Source organism: Telluria sp. GW821-FHT07G12, from assembly GCF_059418525.1.
Window position 1 is genome coordinate 1 of sequence record NZ_JBWKQA010000010.1, and the last position, 19287, is coordinate 19287.

The following is a 19287-nucleotide window of genomic DNA, read 5'->3' on the forward strand; positions in this document are numbered from 1 at the left end:
TTGCTGAGCAACGTTATACTTTTTGTGAACATTTGATAATTTAAGCATTCAGCAACCGCTTACGCAGCTGCTGGCACTTCATCAAACGCCCACACTTATCGACTGTTGATTGTTAAAGAACCGTGTTCTGATCTGCTTGCCTTGTCGACGAATCGTTTTGTTCGTCAGCAGCAGAGGAATGAGATTATGCAGTGTTTCGCTTAACTCGTCAACCCCTCGTTTTTCTGCAACACCAGCGGAGTTATCAAAACATCCAGCTCAACTACTTGATTTCGTTCAGCTTTTCCGGCGCTGCAGAAGCAGGACGCGCACTATAGCAAATCCACTGCAGAGCACGCAAGGCCCAAATGTCGAACGCGCCACACTGCTCCATCGCCTCCACCCCAGCTTGACTTGATGCTCATCAGCAAACTGCGCAATGCAGGGAACTCTCTGCCAAGCAAAGTCTTAATCTGAGCGCGCACCATCCCTCAGCAGCGTCCAGCGCGTCGCCAGCTGCGCCGCACCGGTCAACACTATCTCATTGGAGACGGCATGAAATTTCTCACGCGTGCACGCGTGCCCGCCCTCGCGCTCTTCCTGTTCAGCGCCTCGGCCAGCCATGCACAAGACAGCAAGCAGGACAACAAAGTGATGTTGACCAACCCGAACGTCAAGGCCGCCGTGGCCTACTGGACGCCCGAGCGCTTCAAGGCGGCCAAGCCGCTGCCCTTGCCACAAGCCTCGTTCGGCGCCGTCCGGGCGCTGGAAGCGTCCCGCAGCGCCGGCCCGGTCGCCACCAGCGACGCCCATGCGCCCAGCATCCGCGCCCTCCCGTCCTTGAAGCGCCTGTTCACGCCGGATCCGGTGCAGAAACGCAGTCCAGACGTAATCACGCCGGGCGCCGTCGGAACCTTTGGCGCCCACTACACCAGCAGCCGTGTGTTCCCGATGTTTAACGGCGCGGGCGCGCCCTATTCCGCCGACCGCAACTATCCCTACTCGACGGTCGGCATCCTGTTCTTCTCGATCGACAACGTGCCCTATCTATGTTCGGCCTCGGTGATCCAGAAGCGGGTCGTCGCCACCGCCGGCCATTGCGTGCACAGCGGCACCGCGAGCGGCTTCTACAGCAACTGGGTGTTCATCCCTGCCTACCGCGACGGCACCGCGCCCCTGCAGTCCTGGAACTGGAATGCCGTGATCGTCAGCGGCACCTGGGCCAGCGGCGGCGGTACGGTGCCGAACGCCGCCGACTATGCAATGATCGAATTCGCCGACCAGCCGGTGGGCGGCAGCACCCAGTCCCTGGGTAATGTGACCGGCTGGCTCGGCTGGCAGACCGCCAGCCTGTCGGACAACCACACCTCGCGGCTGGGCTATCCCTGCAATCTCGACCGCTGCATCCGGATGCAGATCATCAGCGCCGCCTCCTTCCGCAACGTCGATCCCAACAACGTCGAATACGGCTCGGACGCCGAAGGCGGCTCCAGCGGCGGGCCGCTGGTCATGAATTTCCAGGAGCTGCAGATCGGCGGCGCTTCGGGGTCGAACAGCCTCCCGAACCGCGTGGTCGGCGTGACCTCGTATGGCTACTCGCCGCGCGATCCCAAGGTGCAGGGCGCCTCGAACCTCGACGACCGCTGGGTCAACATGTTTGCGGCCCTGTGCGGTCGGGTCCCGGGCAACTGCCTCTGATCAGAGACCGTCGAAGTCCGGCTTGCGCTTCTCCAGGAACGCACTCATGCCCTCTTTCTGTGCCGGCGTACCGAAGCCGGCATGGAAATAGCGGCGCTCGTAGCGCACACCCTCGGTCAAGGTGGTCTCGAAGGCCCGGTTGACCGAATCCTTGATCTGCATGGCCACCGACACCGGCATCGCAGCAATGGTATTGGCCACCGCCAGCGCCTCTTCCATCACCTTCTCGGCCGGGAACACGCGCGACACCAGGCCGGTGCGCTCGGCCTCGGCCGCGTCGATCATGCGGCAGGTCAGCAGCATGTCCATCGCTTTCGACTTGCCGATCGTGCGCGGCAGGCGCTGGGTGCCGCCGGCGCCCGGAGTCACGCCGACCTTGATTTCCGGCTGGCCGAATTTGGCACTGTCGGCGGCGATCAGGAAGTCGCACATCATCGCCAGCTCGCAGCCGCCGCCCAGTGCATAGCCGGAGACGACGCCGATCACCGGCTTGCGCACGTTCAGGATGTGCTCCCAGTTGCGGCCGATGTAGTTGCCGGGGTAGGTATCGGCATAGGTGTAGTTCGCCATGGCGGCGATGTCGGCGCCCGCCGCGAAGACCTTCTCGCTGCCGGTCAGGACGATGACGTTGACGGCCGGGTCGGCGTCGAACTTGTATAGTGCATCGCCCAGCTCGTTCATCATGTTGTCGTTCAGGGCATTCATCGCCTTCGGACGGTTCAGGCGGATCACGACAACCTTGCCATGTTGCTCGATCAGCAGATCAGAATATTCCATGGGACACCTCTTAGTAAAATTAACGCTGCGATTGTAGCGCCTGCGATGGCATAAATGACAAGGATAATCAGCTTCCTCCGACAACTCGGCAGCGACCAGCAGCTGCGCAACGCCGATTTCCGCCGCTTCTGGTTCAGCAGCATCCTCACCAATTTCGGCGCCCAGATCACCCTGCTGGCCCTGCCCATCTGCGCGGCGCTGCTGCTGCACGCCAGTCCGAGCCAGATGGGCACCCTGGCGGCGCTCGGTTCGCTGCCCTTCCTGCTGTTCGGGCTGCCGGTCGGCGTCCTGCTCGACCGCAGCCGGCGTCTGCCCGTCATGCTGTGCAGCGATGCGATGGTGGCGCTGAGCCTGGCGAGCGTGCCGCTGGCCTGGTGGCAGGGCTGGCTCAGCATTCACTGGATGTACGCGGTCGAGTTCGTGCTCGGCACCGGCCTGGTGGTGGGCGGCGGCGCCGAGCAGATCTTCATGACCTTCCTGGTCGGGCGCGACGGCCTGATCGACGCGCAGTCGAAGTTCGCCGCCACCGAATCGGCCTCGCGCCTGCTCGGGCCGGGCCTGGCGGGCGTGCTGGTGCAGGCGCTGGGCGCACCCGTCGCCATCCTCTGCAACGTGGCCGGCTTCACGGTGTCGATCTCGAACCTGCGCCGCATCCGCGCGCGCGAGCCGCAGCCGGCGCCGCCCGAATCGCATGCGGTGCGCGACATGCTGGACGGCCTGGCCTTCGTCTGGCGCCAGCCGACCCTGCGCCTGCTGGCCTGGACCTCGGCCTGCTGGCATTTGCTGTTCTACGGTTACCTGGCGCTGTACGTGCTGTTCGCCACCCGCGAGCTCGGCCTGTCGCCAGGGATGATGGGCACGGCGCAGATGCTGGGCGGCGTCGGCGTGCTGGCCAGCTCGGTGCTGCTCAAACCGCTCACGCAGCGCTTCGGCGCCGGCGGCACGGTCGCGATCGGACTATGTGCCTCGGCGATCGGCTTCGTGCTGATGCCCGCCATCCCGCGCGACCTGCTCGGCAGCAGCACGGCCAGCGCGGCGGCCTATGCGGTGGTGGTGTTCTGGCTGGACTGCGGCGCCACCCTGTTCTTCCTGCCCTACCTAGCCCTGCGCCAGCGCGTCACGCCGGACGCCCTGCTGGGACGGATGACCTCGACCATGCGCTTCATGACCGTGGCCATGGCGCCGCTGGGCGCGGCCGGGGCCGGGCTGCTGGCGGAGCGGATCGGCGTGCGCGGCGGCCTGGCGGTGGTGGCGGGCGGCGCCCTGCTGCTGACGGCGAGCACCCTGTTCGGCACGCGCCTGCACCGCATCCAGGGCTGAGCGCCCGACAAGACCCCAAGGGTGGTGGCAGACACGGGGCATGGCGGTCCGCATAATCGTTTATACGATCACGATCATGCCCACGGAGAGCACCCCATGTCCCCCATTCCACTGGCCGCAAGCGAAGTCGATCGCAGCGATGGCTGCGACAAGGTCATCATCCAGACCTACGAAGGCGACTTCGACACGATGGACCTGCGCCTGACCGCCACCATCGTCACCAGCATGGCCGAGCTGCGCGCCCGCGCAAGCGGCGCCTGCGCAGCCGCTGCTTAAACGCTCAGCGCGAGGCCTGCACGGTGGCCGGCCGCGGCAGCAGCACCCACAGCTGGCCGCGCTGCTTCATGCGCCCGGCATTCTCGGCCGCCTGGCCGCCGAAGCCGAAGAAGAAGTCGGCGCGCACCGCCCCGCGGATCGCCCCGCCGGTATCCTGCCCCATCATCAGGCGCTGCACCGGCGCCTCGCTGGCCGGCTCGGTGGTCGACAGGAACACCGGCGCGCCCAGCGGCAGGAAGCTCGGGTCGATCGCCACCGAGCGGCCCGGCGTCAGCGGCACACCCAATGCTCCCTTCGGCCCTACCGAAGGATCCGGCAGGCGCTCTTCGCGGAAGAAGATATAGCTCGGGTTGACGTTGAAGAGTTCCTGGCGGCGTTCCGGATGGGCCGCGATCCAGGCCTTGATGCCCTGGGCCGAGGCTTCGGCGGCCGTCAATTCGCCCTGCTCGACCAGCCAGCGCCCGATCGCCTTGTAGGGATGGCCGTTCTGGTCGGCGTAGGCGATGCGCACCGTTTCGTCGGCATCGTCGAGCTGCACCCGGCCCGAGCCCTGCACCTCGAGGAAGAAGGCCTCGACCGGGTCGTCGACCCAGACCAGTTCCTTGCCCGGCAGGCGCGCGCGCTCGATCTCGGCGCGGCTACCGTAGGGCACCACGGTCTTGCCGACCAGGCGGCCGCGCAGGCGCATGCCCTTCAGGATCGGATAGACGCTGCCCAGGTCGACGGTAATCAGGTCGTCCGGCACCTTGTACAAGGGCGTCTGGTAGGCGCCGCCGCGCTTGCGCGAGCCGTGCAGCATGGGTTCGTAATAGCCGGTGATCAGGCCGCTGTCCGCGCCATCGGCGGCACGCACCATGTTCGGCACAAAATACGTCTCGAAATACTGGCGGATCGCCACGCCGTCGCCGGCATCGACCTGCTTGGCAGCGGCGCAGGGGGCTTTCCAGTCCGGCTTGGCGCCCAGGGCGCGGCAGGAGGCCGTGAAGGCCGGCCAGGCCTGGCGCAGGTCGTCCTGCTGCCAGCCCGGCAGCGCCTCGAAGGCGACCGGCGTGAATACCGGCGCCGGCGCCGGCGGCAGCTGGCCCGGGGCCGAGGGCACGGGCGTCACCGGCGGCGGCAGCTTGACCGGCGGCTGCGGCTGCGGCGCCGGCTTGGGCTGAGGCTTCGGCTGGGGCGAAGGCTGCGGCCCCGGTGTGGGCGGCGCTGTCGTACAGGCGGCCAGCAAGGTCGCGAGGGAAATTAGCCCGGCGATGCCGCGCACAGGTACACTTGGTCGTGTCGAAAACATAAGGGACCGATATATGTGGATACTGGTGTTGGAAGCGGGGGCGGCGCTGCTGCTGCTGATCTTCATCGTCTGGTGGACGATGTTCTCAGGGCGAAAATGAGCGATTAATGCAGCGCGTGCGGCAGGGTCAGCACGAATTCCGGGATCGGCACCTCGAAGCGGTGCCCGTCCTCGGCCACGAAGAAATATTCGCCCACCATCGAACCCTGGGCCGTTTCCAGCTGGGTGCCGCTGGTGTATTCGAATTCCTCGCCCGGCTTGAGCAGCGGCTGGTGGCCGACCACTCCCAGGCCGCGCACTTCCTGTTTCTTGCCGCTGGCGTCGGTAATCACCCAGTGACGCGAGATCAGCTGGGCCGGCACGTCGCCGGTGTTCTTGATCGTGATCGTGTAGGTGAACACATGCAGCGTCCGCTCGGGCTTGGATTGTTCCGGCAGGTACTGGGTCCTGACATTGATCGCGAAATCGTAGGCGGCCATCTTGTTTCCTTTTTTCTAAGACGCCATCATACAACGCTGGCAAAAAGCGCGGCGTCGTACAATAGCGGTCTTCTTGAATTGCAGACTTCCAGACCGCCATGACCACGTACCGCATCGCTCCCAGCATCCTGTCCGCCGACTTTGCCCGCCTGGGCGAGGAAGTGAAGAACGTCGTTGCCGCCGGCGCCGACATCATCCACTTCGACGTAATGGACAACCACTACGTTCCGAACCTGACCATCGGCCCGATGGTCTGCCAGGCCATCCGCCCGCACGTGCAGGTGCCGATCGACGTGCACCTGATGGTCAAGCCGGTCGACCGCATCATCCCGGACTTCGCCAAGGCCGGCGCCAACATCATCACCTTCCACCCGGAAGCGTCGGAGCACATCGACCGTTCGCTGCAGCTGATCCGCGATAACGGCTGCAAGGCCGGCCTGGTGTTTAACCCGGGCACCCCGCTGCACTACCTCGACCACGTGATGGACAAGATCGACATCATCCTGATCATGTCGGTCAACCCGGGCTTCGGCGGCCAGTCCTTCATTCCGGAAGCGCTGAAGAAGGTCGCGGCAGCGCGCCGCCTGATCGACGAATCGGGCCGCGACATCATGCTGGAGGTCGACGGCGGCATCAAGGCCGACAACATCGCCGCGGTGGCAGCGGCCGGCGCCGACACCTTCGTGGCCGGCTCCGCCATCTTCGGCAAGCCGGACTACAAGACCGTGATCGACGCCATGCGCGCCGAGCTGGCCTCTAGCCAGGCGAAGTAAGGATGCGATCGGGCGCAGCGGCGATCAAGGCCGCCATCATCGACCTCGACGGCACCATGCTGCACACGGTGCCGGATTTCGAACTGGCGCTGAACGGCATGCGCGCGGAGTTCGGCTTGAATCCGATTGACCAGGCCACCATCGAACCGATGGTCGGCAAGGGCTCGGAAAAGCTGATTCGCGACGTGCTGGCCCTCGACTACGACAGCGCCCGCATCGACGCCGTGTTCGACCAGGCCATGGCCGCCTACCAGCGGCACTACCTGGCGATCAACGGCGAGCGCGCCACGCTCTACCCCGAGGTGATCGACGGCCTGAAGGCGCTGAAAGAACTCGGCCTGCGCCTCGCCTGCGTCACCAACAAGCCCATCGCTTTCACGACGCCGCTGCTGGAGCGCAAGGGCCTGGCGCCCTGGTTCGAGCTGGTCTACGGCGGCGACTCGCTGCCGAAAAAGAAGCCCGATCCCCTGCCCCTGCAGCAGGTCTGCCGCGACTTCGGCGTCCTGCCTTCAGCCGTGGTGGCGATCGGCGATTCGAGCAACGACGCCGAGGCCGCGCGCGCCGCCGGTTGTTTTGTGCTCACAGTCCCATATGGATATAACCACGGAATGCCTGTGCAAACTATTAATTCCGATGGTATAGTTAATTCGCTGCTGGACGCAGCGAAGCTGATATCTGTTCACAACAGCACGTCAAACTAACTTATCTATACATGTTTTTCACCAAAAAACACACCGTCAACCAAACCGGCGCCCTTGAGGCCTGGCTGTGGCGACGCTGGCAATCCTGGGCTAACTAACCCCCGTTGATTGCTGCCGGCGCACGCTCCTGCGTGTATAAATACCGGCAGGTTTTTTGAAGAAAACGCCGCCCGACCTCCCTCCCCTCGGCCGGCCCGGAGAAAAGCATGACCGAACTCGAATTCAAATCGCTTGCCACGCAAGGCTATAACCGTATCCCCCTGATCGCGGAAGCCTTCGCCGATCTCGAAACCCCGCTCACGCTCTACCTGAAGCTGGCCCAGAGCCAGGGCGCCGGCAAGAACACCTTCCTGCTGGAGTCGGTGGTCGGCGGCGAGCGCTTCGGGCGCTACTCCTTCATCGGCCTGCCGGCGAAGACGATCCTTGCTACCCGCGGCGACGTGACCACGGTCGAGCGCAACGGCGAAGTCATCGAGACGCATGAAGGCAACCCGCTCGACTTCATCGAGGCTTACCAGCAGCGCTTCAAGGTGGCCCTGCGCCCGGGACTGCCGCGCTTCTGCGGCGGCCTGGCCGGCTATTTCGGCTACGACACCGTGCGCCACATCGAGCGCAAGCTGGCCGGCAAGGCGCCGCGCGACGAGCTGGGCCTGCCGGACATCCAGCTGATGCAGACCGAAGAGCTGGCCGTGATCGACAACCTGTCGGGCAAGCTGTATTTGATCGTCTACGCCGACCCGTCCCAGCCGGAAGCCTATGCGAAAGCGAAGCAGCGCCTGAAGGACCTGCGCATGATGCTGCGCCGTAGCGTCGATGCGCCCGTCACTTCGAGCTCGGTCCGCACCGAAGCCGTGCGCGACTTCAGCAAGGAGGATTACCTGAAGGCGGTGGCGGTGGCCAAGGAATACGTGATGGCCGGCGACCTGATGCAGGTGCAGATCGGCCAGCGCATCCGCAAGCCCTACGTGGATTCGCCGCTGTCGCTGTACCGCGCGCTGCGTTCGCTGAACCCGTCGCCCTACATGTACTACTACAACTTCGGCGACATGCAGATCGTCGGCTCCTCGCCGGAGATCCTGGTCCGCAACGAGCAGCAGCCCGAAGGCGGCCGCAAGGTCACGCTGCGCCCGATCGCCGGCACCCGTCCGCGCGGCTCGACGCCGGAACGCGACACCGAACTCGCCCACGAGCTGCTGAACGATCCGAAGGAAGTCGCCGAGCACGTGATGCTGATCGACCTGGCGCGCAACGACATCGGCCGCATCGCCAAGACCGGCACGGTGAAGGTGACCGACCAGATGGTCATCGAAAAATACTCGCACGTGCAGCACATCGTCTCCAACGTCGAGGGCGAGCTGAAGGAAGGCATGTCCAACCTGGACGTGCTGCGCGCGACCTTCCCGGCCGGCACCCTGACCGGCGCGCCGAAAGTACGGGCGATGGAAGTCATCGACGAACTCGAGCCCGTGAAACGCGGGATCTACGGCGGTGCTTGCGGTTATCTTTCCTTCGGCGGCGAGATGGATGTCGCCATCGCGATCCGCACCGGCGTGATCAAGGACGGCAACCTCTACGTGCAGGCGGCGGCCGGCATCGTGGCCGATTCCATCCCCGAGATGGAATGGCTGGAAACGGAAAACAAGGCGCGCGCCGTGCTGCGCGCGGCCGAGCAAGTGCAAGACGGACTGGATGGAGAGATCTGACATGCTGCTCATGATCGACAACTACGACTCGTTCACCTACAACATCGTCCAGTACTTCGGCGAGCTGGGCGAGGACGTGCGCACCGTGCGCAACGACGAGATCTCGCTGGAACAGATCGCCGACATGAACCCGGACCGCATCTGCATCTCGCCCGGCCCGAAGAGCCCGAAGGATGCCGGCGTTTCGGTCGACGTGCTGAAGGAATTCAAGGGCAAGCTGCCGATCCTGGGCGTCTGCCTTGGGCACCAGGCGATCGGCGAAGCCTTTGGCGGCAAGATCATCCGCGCCAAGCAGGTCATGCACGGCAAGACCTCGAAGATCGCCCACACCGGCGAAGGCGTATTCAAAGGGCTGCCCAGCCCCTTCACCGTGATCCGCTATCACTCGCTGGCGATCGAACGCGCCTCGCTGCCGTCCTGCCTGGAAGTGACGGCATGGACCGACGACGGCGAAATCATGGGTGTGCGCCACAAGGAGTTCGACATCGAGGGCGTGCAGTTTCACCCCGAGTCCATCCTGTCCGAGCACGGCCACGCGATGCTGAAGAACTTCCTGGAGCGCTGACATGATCACCCCGCAAGAAGCGCTGCTGCGCTGTATCGAACACCGCGAAATCTTCCACGACGAAATGCTGCACCTGTTCCGGCAGATCATGTCGGGCGACATGTCGCCGACCATGATCGCCGCCATCACCATGGGCCTGCGCGTCAAGAAGGAAACCATCGGCGAGATCACCGCCGCGGCCCAGGTCATGCGCGAGTTCTCGACCAAGGTGCCGATGGCGGACACCACCCACCTGCTCGACATCGTCGGCACCGGCGGCGACGGCGCCCACACCTTCAATATCTCGACGGCCTCGATGTTCGTGGCCGCCGCAGCGGGTGCGCGCGTGGCCAAGCACGGCGGCCGCAGCGTGTCCTCGTCGAGCGGCAGCGCCGACCTGATCGAATCGCTGGGCGCGCAGATCGACCTGAAACCCGAGCAGATCGCCCAGTCGATCGCCCAGACCGGCATCGGCTTCATGTTCGCACCCAACCACCACGCGGCGATGAAGAACGTGGCGCCGGTGCGCCGCGAACTCGGCGTGCGCAGCATCTTCAACATCCTCGGGCCGCTCACCAATCCGGCCGGTGCGCCGAACATCCTGATGGGCGTGTTCCACCCCGACCTGGTCGGTATCCAGGTGCGCGTGCTGCAGCGCCTCGGCGCCGAGCATGCCGTCGTGGTCTGGGGCCGCGACAACATGGACGAAGTCTCGCTGGGCGCCGGCACCATGGTCGGTGAACTGGTGAATGGCGAGATCCGCGAATACGAGATCCACCCGGAAGACTTCGGTTTGCAGATGATCGCCAGCCGCAACCTGAAGGTGGCCGATGCCGCCGAGTCGAAGCTGCGCGTGATGGAAGCGCTGCGCGGCGAACCGGGTCCGGCGCACGACATCGTGGCGCTGAATGCCGGCACCGCGCTGTATGCGGCCGGTGTCGCGGCATCGATCGAAGAGGGCCTGCAGAAGGCGCGCGCCGCCATCGCTTCCGGTGCGGCGCTGGCCAAGCTGGACCAGTTCGTGAGCGTGACCCGCCAGCTGGGCGCGGCCAACTGAGATGCTGGGCATCCACGACCTGCCCTTCTTCATCCTCTCGGGGCTGCTGCTCAACATCCTGCCCGGCCCCGATTCGCTGCTGATCATGACCCGCAGCGCCACCCAGGGCTGGCGTGCCGGCAGTGCGGCCGCTCTGGGCATCGGCGCCGGCACCTTCGTGCACATCCTGGCGGCGGCGCTCGGCCTGTCCGCGGTGCTGGCGACCTCCGCCGCCGCGTTCACGGCCGTCAAGCTGGTCGGCGCGGCGTATATCCTGTGGATGGCGGTCGGGCTCCTGCGCAGCAAAGCGGGCGGCGCACCGACGGCTGCTGCGCCTGCCTTGCCGCGTCTGCCCTACCGGAATATCTTCGCCCAGGGTTTTCTCACCAACGTGCTGAACCCGAAAGTGGCGCTGTTCTTCCTGGCTTTCGTCCCGCAATTCATCAGTGCCGACGCGCCGAACAAGGCCCTGGCCTTCATCGTCCTCGGCTGCATTTTCAATTTCAACGGCATGCTGTGGTGTAACGCGCTGTCCCTGTTCACGGCCCGGGCCAGCGAGCGCGTCAGGCTCAGCCCCACCGTGGCCCTGTGGCTCAAGCGCGTCACCGGCAGCCTGTTCGTCTGGCTCGGCGTCAAACTGGCGCTGGCCAGGCAATCCTGAAGGTCTCCCATGTCCGACATCCTGAACAAGATCCTGGCGGTGAAAGCCATTGAGGTCGCCGCCGCCAAAAAACACCGCGACCTGTACAGCCTGCGCCGCGAGGTCGAAGGCGACACCGAACTGCGCGCCAATCTGCGCAGTTTCGAGGGCAGCCTGCGCCGCAATATCGAGGCCGACCGCCCCGGCGTGATCGCCGAAGTGAAGAAGGCCTCGCCCTCGAAGGGCGTGCTGCGCGCCGACTTCCAGCCGGCCGCCATCGCCGAAAGCTATGCCAAGGGCGGCGCTGCCTGCCTGTCGGTGCTGACCGACGAGCAGTTCTTCCAGGGTTCGGCGACGTATTTGAAGCAGGCACGCGCCGCCTGCGAGCTGCCGGTGATCCGCAAGGATTTCATGGTCGACCTGTACCAGGTGTATGAGGCACGCGCGATGGGCGCCGACGCCATCCTCTTGATCGTCGCCGCGCTGGATCACGGCCTGATGGCGGAACTGGAAGCCTGTGCTCAGGAACTCGGCATGGATGTGCTGGTCGAAGTTCATGACGGCGACGAATTGAACGCTGCACTGCGCCTCAAGACGAGGCTGCTCGGCATCAACAACCGCAACCTGCGCACCTTCGAGGTCACGCTCGACACCACCCTCGGCCTGCTGCCGAACATCCCGGCGGAGCGCCTGGTGGTGACCGAGTCCGGGATCCTGGCGCCGGCCGACGTCAAGCGCATGCGCGACGCCAACGTGCATGCCTTCCTGGTGGGCGAAGCCTTCATGCGCGCGCCCGATCCTGGCACGGAACTGCGACGATTATTCGACTAGATCATGAAAACGATCATCCGCCCTGGCCTGGTTCTTTTGTGTTTAACTGCAGGCCTGAGCGGATGCTCGACCGTGATCACGGCCACCACAGCCGTCGTCTCCACCGTGGGGAACGTCGCCAGCGCAGCGGTCCGCCCCTTCAAATCCTCCCCAGCTTCGCAGCCGGCGCCGCCGGGCCTGGACGCCTATAAAACCCAGGTCGCCCAGCACGTCGTGCAGCACAATCCCAGCCACACCTACAAGGGCACGCTGCCGCCGCTGCTGCCGGCCATCGTCGTCCTGGAGATTACGGTGGACCGCGACGGCCAGCTGGCCAAGGTCGCGGTACAGCGCTCGCGCGACCCGGATGCCTCGCAGGTCGCGCTCGACTCGATGCGGCGCAGTACACCGCTGCCGCCGCCGCACCAGCTGGCGGAAGCGGACGGCAAGCTGAAATTCTCCGAGACCTTCCTGTTTGCGGACAGCAACCGCTACCAGTTGCGCAGCCTGGCGGGGCCGCAGGCCTCGGAATAATTTTACGGACACCCTAATCGATCCGCAGCGCTTTCATCTGCTCGCCGTTCTGGTGGAGGATGAGGAAGTCCGCACGCTGCGGATTGCCGGCGTCGAAGGACAGCTGCGCGTCGGCGCCCTTGTAGAAATAGCGATAGGCGTCTTCCGGATAGATTTCGAGTTGCCTTTGCCCGGACAGCCGTGCGAACAGACGCCCGTCCCTGCGCGATACCGTCAAAATCGCGTCCGGCGTCAGCTGGTAGCGCCCCACGAAGCGGGCGAAGAGGCGCGGGTCGACCTTGACCTCGCGGTGTGCCGGGGCCACCCCGAACGCCAGCCGCGCGAGGCCGTCGGCGATGTTTTCCACTACCTCCTGGTCGCCGTAATTGCCCAGCACGATGACGGTCAATTTGTCGGCAGGGTAATACGCCAGCAGGGACTGGAAGCCTTGCCAGGAACCGCCATGCTCGAACACCTTGCGTGAAAAGCGGTCCTTGATATACCAGCCCAGGCCGTAATGGTGCCCGCCATCGGTGAACATCGCCGCAGTGCTGTCCGGGCCGAGCACTTTGCCCTTCACCAGCATCTGCTGCCAGGCCAGCAGACTATCGGCGTCGGCAACCATGGCGCCAGCGGCCCAGGCGTTGCTCATGTCGGCCAGGCCTGCCTTTCTCACGGCATCGGCGCCATCCGTATAAGATTGCGCGGCATTCGCGAGAATCCGGCGGCCGTCGTCGTAGCCGGCATGCGTCAGGCCCAGCGGCTCGAGCAGTTTTTGTTCGAGATAATCCTGGTAAGCGAGGCCGCTCACTGCCTCGATGATGCAGCCGAGCAGGATATAACCGGTGTTGTCGTACCTGAACTGCGAACCCGGTGCGAATTCGAGCGGCTGCGTCTTGATCAGGTCGATGATCTGGCGCGGCGTGCGTTCGATGCGGACGAGCGTGTCGTCGAAGCCGTCGAGCGCCGTGTAGCGGGGAATGCCCGAGCTATGCTGGAGCAGCTGGCGGATGGTCACCGTTTGCCAGCTCGCCGGCAAATCCTGGACATATTTGCCGATCGCATCGTCGAGCGCGAGTTTATGCGCATCCACGAGGCGCATGATGGCGGCGGCCGTGAACTGCTTGGTGATCGATCCGATGCGGAACCGGGTGGCCGGCGTGTTCGCGACTGCCCATTCGCGGTTGGCGGCCCCGAAGGCCTTCCGGTACACCGGCTTGCCATCCCTGGCGACCAGGACGACGCCGCTGAACAAATCGTCGCGTACGAAGTCCCGCACCAATGCTTCGGCGCGGACGGCATAGGCGCCGGCCGCCTGTGCACAGTTCGCCGAGAGGGACAGACCCGCCATCACCACCAGCAGGGCTGCACGGGCCGCCCTGTTCAACACGCCTTTCATCGACATCCTTTAGTTGAGCAATTAACAGCGCTCAGCGTAAAGGAAGAGATGCTGACAACAATGACAATCTTAGGGCGATTCCTGCCAGACTCAGCTCGCGCTGGGCCGCGGAATGGTCGCCGCGCGCCGCGTACCGGCCGGCGCCACGCCCACCGTGATAGCCGGCGCCACGCAGCCCTGCAGGGTCACGTCAAAGCTCATCAGCTCGTCGCGGCGGAAGGCGTGGACGGTGACGGCGTCGCCGACGCGGTAACGCGCGAACAGCTGGTCGAGATTGGGCGGGTTGCCGTTCACGCGCAGGCCGTCGACGGCGATCACGATGTCGCCCGCCGACAGGCCAGCCTGATGGGCCGCCCCGCCCTCATGCACCTGGCTCAGCTTGACGCCCAGCGGGTCGCGGCCGACGCCGACGTTCAGCGAGGGCTTGCCGTTCTTGCGATCGTCGACGACCTTGACGCCGAAGGCCGCGTACAGCTTGGCCAGCGGGATGTCTTCGGTGCCACGCACGTAGCGGTCGAAGATGGACTTCAGGCGCACGCCGCTGATCTCGTCGAACAGGGCTTCCACATCCTTCTCGGTCACGCCGCGGCCGCTGCCCGAAGCGCCGGCATAGAAGTCGCGGCCATAGCGTTCCCACAGCGCGCGCATCACGTCGTCCAGCGACTTCGCGCCGCCGGTCTTGGCGCGGATCGTCAGGTCGAAGGCCAGGCCGACCAGCGAACCCTTGGTGTAGTAGCTGATGATGGCGTTCGGCGCGTTCTCGTCCTGGCGGTAGTACTTGGTCCAGGCGTCGAAGCTGGATTCGGCCACGCTCTGCTTGGTGCGGCCGCTGCCGCGCAGGACGCTGCCGACGGTCTTGCCCAGCAGTTTGAAGTAAGTCGCTTCGCTGATGATGCCGCTGCGGACCAGCATCAGGTCATCGTAGTAGCTGGTGAAGCCTTCGAAGAGCCACAGCAGCGGGGTGTAGCCCTCGACCTGCAGGTCGTAGGGTGCGAACACGGCCGGCTTGATGCGCTTGACGTTCCAGGTGTGGAAGTACTCGTGGCTGCACAGACCGAGGAAGGTGACGTAGCCCTCGCTGCGTTCGGCGGTCTTGGGCGCAGCGGTGGTCGGCAAGTCGTTGCGCGAGCAGATCAGGGCCGTCGAGGCGCGGTGTTCCAGGCCGCCGTAGCCGTCGCCGACCGCCATGGTCAGGAAGACGTAGCGGTCCATCGGCGCCTTTTTTGTCTTCGGCTCGAAGAAGGCGATCTGGGTTTCGCAGATGGCTTTCAGGTCTTGCTGCAGACGCTCCATGTCCAGGTTGGGCACGCGCCCGGTGACGACGATGTCGTGCGGGATGCCGTGGGCCTTGAAGCTGGCCAGCGCGAAGTCGCCCATCTCCACCGGATGGTCGATCAGTTCGTCGTAGTCGGCGGCGATATAGGTCCCGAAGCCGTAGCGCTTGGCGCCCAGTTCCGGCAGCGAGGTGGCCACGCGCCAGTCGGAGGCTGCAGGATGGCCCGGGCGCTGGATGTCGACCTGGTGAGGGGCCGCTTCCTGGCCCTGCACGCGCAGGAAGACGCTGGTGCCGTTGAAGAAGCCGTGGGTCTGGTCCAGGTGGGCGGCGCGCACCGACAGGTCCCAGGCATAGACTTCGTAGTGCAGGGTCAGGGGCCCGGCCACCGGGGCGGCGCGCCAGGTGTGCTTGTCGAGCTTGACCAGGTCGACCGCCTGGCCTTCGGCTTCGGCGCGGATGCGCACGATATTGCGCGCGAATTCGCGGATCATGTAGCTGCCCGGGATCCAGGCCGGCAGCGCGAACACCTGCCCTTCCGGACTGGGCGCCGCGACGGTCACGGTGACGTTGAACAGGTGGCCCGCGAGGTCCTTCGGCACGATGGTGTACTGCACCCCGGCCGGCTTCTTCTGATTGGTTTTTTTCATGGTTTTTGAACAATCTCTCACTTTTCCACCGTAGTTTAATCGGATTCTTCAGCGAAAGGTGTCCAAAACGTATGCATACCTAAAGATCTGAGGGGGTGTCGATGTCATGGAAAATGCCGCGGTCCGCGGTCGGGACTTCGGTAACAGGACAGGTTTGCAGCAGGCGGCGCGCGCCCTGGTCGCCGCTCAGCGCCAGCAGCGCGCCCTGGTGGACGCGGCCGAAGCCCACCGGGTTGCCGCGCCGGCCATCCAGCACCGGCGCGGCGATCTCCGCGCCGGCAGCCAGCGCATCGGCCAGCAGCCACAGTGTGGCAGGGGCGACACGCGGCATGTCGCCCAGCGCCACCAGCCAGGCAGCGGGATCGTGAGAAAGGGAGTGACGGATGGCGTGCACCAGCGAGGCCGCCATGCCGGTATCGGCGTCCGCGCAGACGGTGACTTCGCAGCCGAGAGACGATAGCAGCGCGCCGACGCCGCCATCCTCGGGCGGCACCACGGCAATCACGGTGGGCACAACAGCCAGCAGCTTGCGCGCGCTGGCGACAACGACCGGATCGCCATCGGGAAGCATCTGGACCAGCTTGTTGCGCTGCCCCAGCGGATCGAAGCGGCGTCCCCTGCCGGCGGCCAGTAAGACACCGACGACAGGGGCGCCCATACGCTCAGGCCGAAGCCAGATCGAAGGGCAGCTTGCGCAGCCGCTTGCCGGTCAGCTTGAACAGCGCATTGGCAAAGGCCGGCGCCAGCGGCGGCAGGCCCGGTTCGCCCAGGCCGGTCGGCGCCTCGTTCGAAGGCACGATGTGCACCTCGACCTGCGGCATGTCGTTCATGCGCGCCACCGTGTAGTCGCCGAAGTTCTGCTGCTCGACCACGCCATCCTTCAGCGTGATGCGCGCGCCCGGCAGGGTGGTGCCCAGCGCCATCAGCGCCGCGCCCTCGACCTGGGCCGCGATGCTGAGCGGATTCACCGCCAGGTTGCAGTGCACGCCGGCGGTCGCCTTGTGCAGGCGCGGCGTACCGTCCTTGGCAATCGAGGCTTCGACCACGTAGGCGACCACGGTATTGAAGGATTCGTGCAGGGCCACGCCCCAGGCGCGGCCTTTCGGCAGCGTCTTCTTGCCGTAGCCGGACTTGGCCACCGCCAGGTCCAGCGCCGCATGGTGGCGCACGTGCTTGGCATCGATCAGCTTCTTGCGATAGGCAACCGGGTCGGCCTTGGCCGCATGCGCGGCCTCGTCGATCAGGGTCTCCATCACGAAGGCGGTGTGGGTCGAGCCCACCGAGCGCCACCACAGCACCGGCACGTTGGCCTTGGCCGTGTGCGCCGTCAGGTTCAGCGGCAGGTCATAGGGTTCGCCCATGCCTTCGACCATGGTGCCGTCCACGCCGTTCTTGACCATGAAGGCTTCGAAGGGGGTGCCGGCCATGATCGACTGGCCGACGATCACGTGGTCCCAGGCGACGATATTCCCCTGCGCGTCCAGGCCGATCTCGGCGCGGTGCAGGTGGGACGGGCGGTAGTAGCCGCCGCGGATGTCGTCCTCGCGGCTCCACATCATCTTGATCGGGCCCTGGTGGCCGGCTGCCTTCCAGGCCTTGGCGATATTCACCGCCTCGACCACGAAGTCCGAAGTCGGCACCGCGCGCCGGCCGAAGCCGCCGCCCGCCATCATCGTGTGCAGGGTCACCTGCTCGGGCTTCAGGCCCGCCGTTTTCGCGGCGGCGGCCTGGTCGCCGGTCTGGAACTGCGAGCCGACCCACAGCGTGCAGCTGTCGTCCTTCAGGTCGACCGTGCAGTTGATCGGCTCCATCGGCGCGTGGGCCAGATACGGGAATTCGTAGACGGCCGAGATCTTCTTCGCGGCCGTGGCCAGCTTCGAGGTGTCGGCCTGGCGCGCCACTGCGCCCGGGGTCTTGGCCAGCTCGGCGAATTCCGCCAGCTGGGCGGCGGAATCAAGCTTGGCGACGCCGGCGGTATCCCATTCGATCTCGAGCGCGTCGCGGCCCTGCTTGGCCGGCCAGTAGCCATCGGCGATCACGGCGATGCCGCGTCCACCGCGGTCGACCGGGATTTCCAGCACTTCGAGCACGCCGCGGATCGCCTTGGCTTTGGCCGCGTCGAACTTGGCGACCTTGGCGCCAAACACCGGCGGGTGGGCGACGACGGCCACCTTCGCGCCTTCCGGCTTGAAGTCGATGCCGAACTGCTGGCGGCCGCTGGATTTGGCGCGCGCATCCAGGCGCTTCATCGGCTTGCCGATGTAGCGGAACTGCTTCGCATCCTTCAGGGTGACGGCTTCCGGGACCGGCTGCTTCATCGCGGCGTCGGCCAGCTGGCCAAACGTCGCCTTCTGCCCTGCCGGGCCGTAGACCAGGCCCTTGGCGGTGCGGCACTGCTCCGGTTTCACCTTCCACTGATCGGCGGCGGCAGCCACCAGCATCGCGCGGGCGCGGGCGCCGACTTCGCGGTACTGGGTGAAGGAGTGGGCGATGGTGCCCGAGCCGCCGGTGATCTGCATGCCGAAAGCCGGGTCCTTATAGGCCTCGCCCGCCGGCGCCAGCTCGGCGCGCATCTGCGCCCAGTCGGCATCGAGTTCGTCGGCGATCACCATCGGCAGCGAGGTGTGCACGCCCTGGCCGAATTCGAGGCGGTTGACGATCACGGTGACCGTGTTATCCGGCGCCACGCGCAGGAAGGCGTTCGGCGCGTAGACGACCGGCTTTCCTTCCGCCGCGCGCGCCAGGCGGCCACCCTGGGGCAGCATGAAGCCCAGCACCAGGCCGCCGCCGGCAACTGCGCCGGCTTTCAGGAAACCGCGGCGCGAAACGCCACCAGCTGCGGCGCCAGGCAGGCCCGCGTTCTTGAACCATGTTGGTCGCATGTCGGCTCCTTACGCGATCGTCTTGGCGGCATCCTTGATGGCCGCGCGGATCCGTTGGTAGGTGCCGCAGCGGCAGATGTTGCCGCTCATGGCGTTGTCGATGTCGGCGTCGCTCGGCGCCTTGTTCACGCGCAGCAGCGCGGTGGCGCTCATCACCTGGCCGCTCTGACAGTAGCCGCACTGCGGCACGTCGTGCTTGACCCAGGCGTCCTGCACGGCCTTGCCGACCTTGTCGGCCTCCATCGCTTCGATGGTGGTGATCTTCTGGCCGGCGGCGGCGGAGATCGGCGTGATGCAGGAGCGGATCGCCTCGCCGTTCAGGTGCACGGTGCAGGCGCCGCACAGGGCAGCGCCGCAGCCGAACTTGGTGCCGGTCATGTTGAGGTTGTCGCGCAGCGCCCAGAGGATGGGCGTGGAGGGATCGGCGTCGACCTGCTGGTCGCGCCCGTTGATGTTCAGAGTGACCAAGTTCTACTCCCTAGTTTTTGGACGGGAACTGCTTTTTATTGTGTACGTGGGCACGGGGTGCCCACCCTACCCTATCGC

19 protein-coding genes are annotated in these 19287 nt (G+C 65.6%); 11 read left to right on the plus strand and 8 right to left on the minus strand.

Annotated elements, in window-relative coordinates; translation table 11 throughout:
• Positions 1-534 precede the first annotated feature (534 nt).
• Positions 535-1677 carry a trypsin-like serine peptidase gene (locus AC07PE_RS25545; protein WP_498769857.1) on the plus strand — a complete coding sequence of 381 codons (1143 nt, stop codon included), beginning with the start codon at positions 535-537 and terminating at the stop codon, positions 1675-1677.
• Here the strand turns inward: AC07PE_RS25545 and AC07PE_RS25550 are convergent, their stop codons facing one another.
• Positions 1678-2454, minus strand: a complete 777-nt coding sequence (locus AC07PE_RS25550) for an enoyl-CoA hydratase (RefSeq protein WP_498769859.1) — start codon at positions 2452-2454, stop codon at positions 1678-1680.
• Between the two features lie 54 nt (positions 2455-2508).
• On the opposite strand from AC07PE_RS25550, the gene AC07PE_RS25555 reads away from it, so the two are divergent.
• Positions 2509-3774 carry an MFS transporter gene (locus tag AC07PE_RS25555; RefSeq protein ID WP_498769861.1) on the plus strand — a complete coding sequence of 422 codons (1266 nt, stop codon included), beginning with the start codon at positions 2509-2511 and terminating at the stop codon, positions 3772-3774.
• Positions 3775-3870: 96 nt separating this feature from the next.
• The gene (locus AC07PE_RS25560) at positions 3871-4050 is read left to right on the plus strand and encodes a hypothetical protein (protein WP_498769863.1); all 180 of its coding nucleotides are present in this window, start codon (positions 3871-3873) and stop codon (positions 4048-4050) included.
• A gap of 4 nt (positions 4051-4054) precedes the next feature.
• Here AC07PE_RS25560 and mltA read toward each other — a convergent pair whose 3' ends face one another.
• A complete protein-coding gene (gene mltA / locus AC07PE_RS25565; RefSeq protein ID WP_498769865.1) occupies positions 4055-5338 on the minus strand; it encodes a murein transglycosylase A in 1284 nt (427 codons plus the stop codon).
• A gap of 104 nt (positions 5339-5442) precedes the next feature.
• Positions 5443-5817, minus strand: a complete 375-nt coding sequence (apaG, locus tag AC07PE_RS25570) for a Co2+/Mg2+ efflux facilitator ApaG/CorD (RefSeq protein WP_498769867.1) — start codon at positions 5815-5817, stop codon at positions 5443-5445.
• A 98-nt stretch (positions 5818-5915) separates the two neighbouring features.
• Here apaG and rpe point away from each other — a divergent pair, with 98 nt between their 5' ends.
• The 8 genes from rpe to AC07PE_RS25610 all read left to right on the plus strand — a co-directional run bounded on the left by rpe (position 5916) and on the right by AC07PE_RS25610 (position 12558).
• Complete coding sequence (gene rpe / locus AC07PE_RS25575) at positions 5916-6590, plus strand: ribulose-phosphate 3-epimerase (protein ID WP_498769869.1); 675 nt, start codon at positions 5916-5918, stop codon at positions 6588-6590.
• A gap of 2 nt (positions 6591-6592) precedes the next feature.
• Complete coding sequence (locus tag AC07PE_RS25580) at positions 6593-7291, plus strand: phosphoglycolate phosphatase (RefSeq protein ID WP_498769871.1); 699 nt, start codon at positions 6593-6595, stop codon at positions 7289-7291.
• A gap of 206 nt (positions 7292-7497) precedes the next feature.
• Positions 7498-8994, plus strand: a complete 1497-nt coding sequence (gene trpE / locus AC07PE_RS25585; RefSeq protein ID WP_498769873.1) for an anthranilate synthase component I — start codon at positions 7498-7500, stop codon at positions 8992-8994.
• Between the two features lies 1 nt (position 8995).
• Complete coding sequence (locus AC07PE_RS25590; protein WP_498769875.1) at positions 8996-9559, plus strand: anthranilate synthase component II; 564 nt, start codon at positions 8996-8998, stop codon at positions 9557-9559.
• Between the two features lies 1 nt (position 9560).
• The gene (gene trpD / locus AC07PE_RS25595; protein ID WP_498769877.1) at positions 9561-10595 is read left to right on the plus strand and encodes an anthranilate phosphoribosyltransferase; all 1035 of its coding nucleotides are present in this window, start codon (positions 9561-9563) and stop codon (positions 10593-10595) included.
• Position 10596: 1 nt separating this feature from the next.
• Entirely contained in the window at positions 10597-11235 is a 639-nt protein-coding gene (locus tag AC07PE_RS25600) for a LysE family translocator (protein WP_498769880.1), read from the plus strand.
• A gap of 9 nt (positions 11236-11244) precedes the next feature.
• Positions 11245-12045: an indole-3-glycerol phosphate synthase TrpC gene (trpC, locus tag AC07PE_RS25605; RefSeq protein WP_498769884.1), complete on the plus strand. Its 801-nt coding sequence runs from the start codon at positions 11245-11247 to the stop codon at positions 12043-12045.
• A 3-nt stretch (positions 12046-12048) separates the two neighbouring features.
• Positions 12049-12558, plus strand: a complete 510-nt coding sequence (locus tag AC07PE_RS25610) for a TonB C-terminal domain-containing protein (RefSeq protein WP_498769886.1) — start codon at positions 12049-12051, stop codon at positions 12556-12558.
• Positions 12559-12571: 13 nt separating this feature from the next.
• Here AC07PE_RS25610 and AC07PE_RS25615 read toward each other — a convergent pair whose 3' ends face one another.
• The 5 genes from AC07PE_RS25615 to AC07PE_RS25635 all read right to left on the minus strand — a co-directional run bounded on the left by AC07PE_RS25615 (position 12572) and on the right by AC07PE_RS25635 (position 19209).
• Positions 12572-13936: a serine hydrolase gene (locus AC07PE_RS25615; protein ID WP_498769888.1), complete on the minus strand. Its 1365-nt coding sequence runs from the start codon at positions 13934-13936 to the stop codon at positions 12572-12574.
• Between the two features lie 90 nt (positions 13937-14026).
• Entirely contained in the window at positions 14027-15859 is a 1833-nt protein-coding gene (locus AC07PE_RS25620; RefSeq protein WP_498769890.1) for a M61 family metallopeptidase, read from the minus strand.
• A gap of 79 nt (positions 15860-15938) precedes the next feature.
• Positions 15939-16517, minus strand: a complete 579-nt coding sequence (locus tag AC07PE_RS25625) for a nucleotidyltransferase family protein (RefSeq protein ID WP_498769893.1) — start codon at positions 16515-16517, stop codon at positions 15939-15941.
• Positions 16518-16521: 4 nt separating this feature from the next.
• Entirely contained in the window at positions 16522-18741 is a 2220-nt protein-coding gene (locus AC07PE_RS25630) for a xanthine dehydrogenase family protein molybdopterin-binding subunit (protein WP_498769895.1), read from the minus strand.
• Positions 18742-18750: 9 nt separating this feature from the next.
• Positions 18751-19209, minus strand: coding sequence for a (2Fe-2S)-binding protein (locus AC07PE_RS25635; RefSeq protein ID WP_498769897.1), 459 nt, complete (start codon positions 19207-19209; stop codon positions 18751-18753).
• Positions 19210-19287 lie beyond the last annotated feature (78 nt).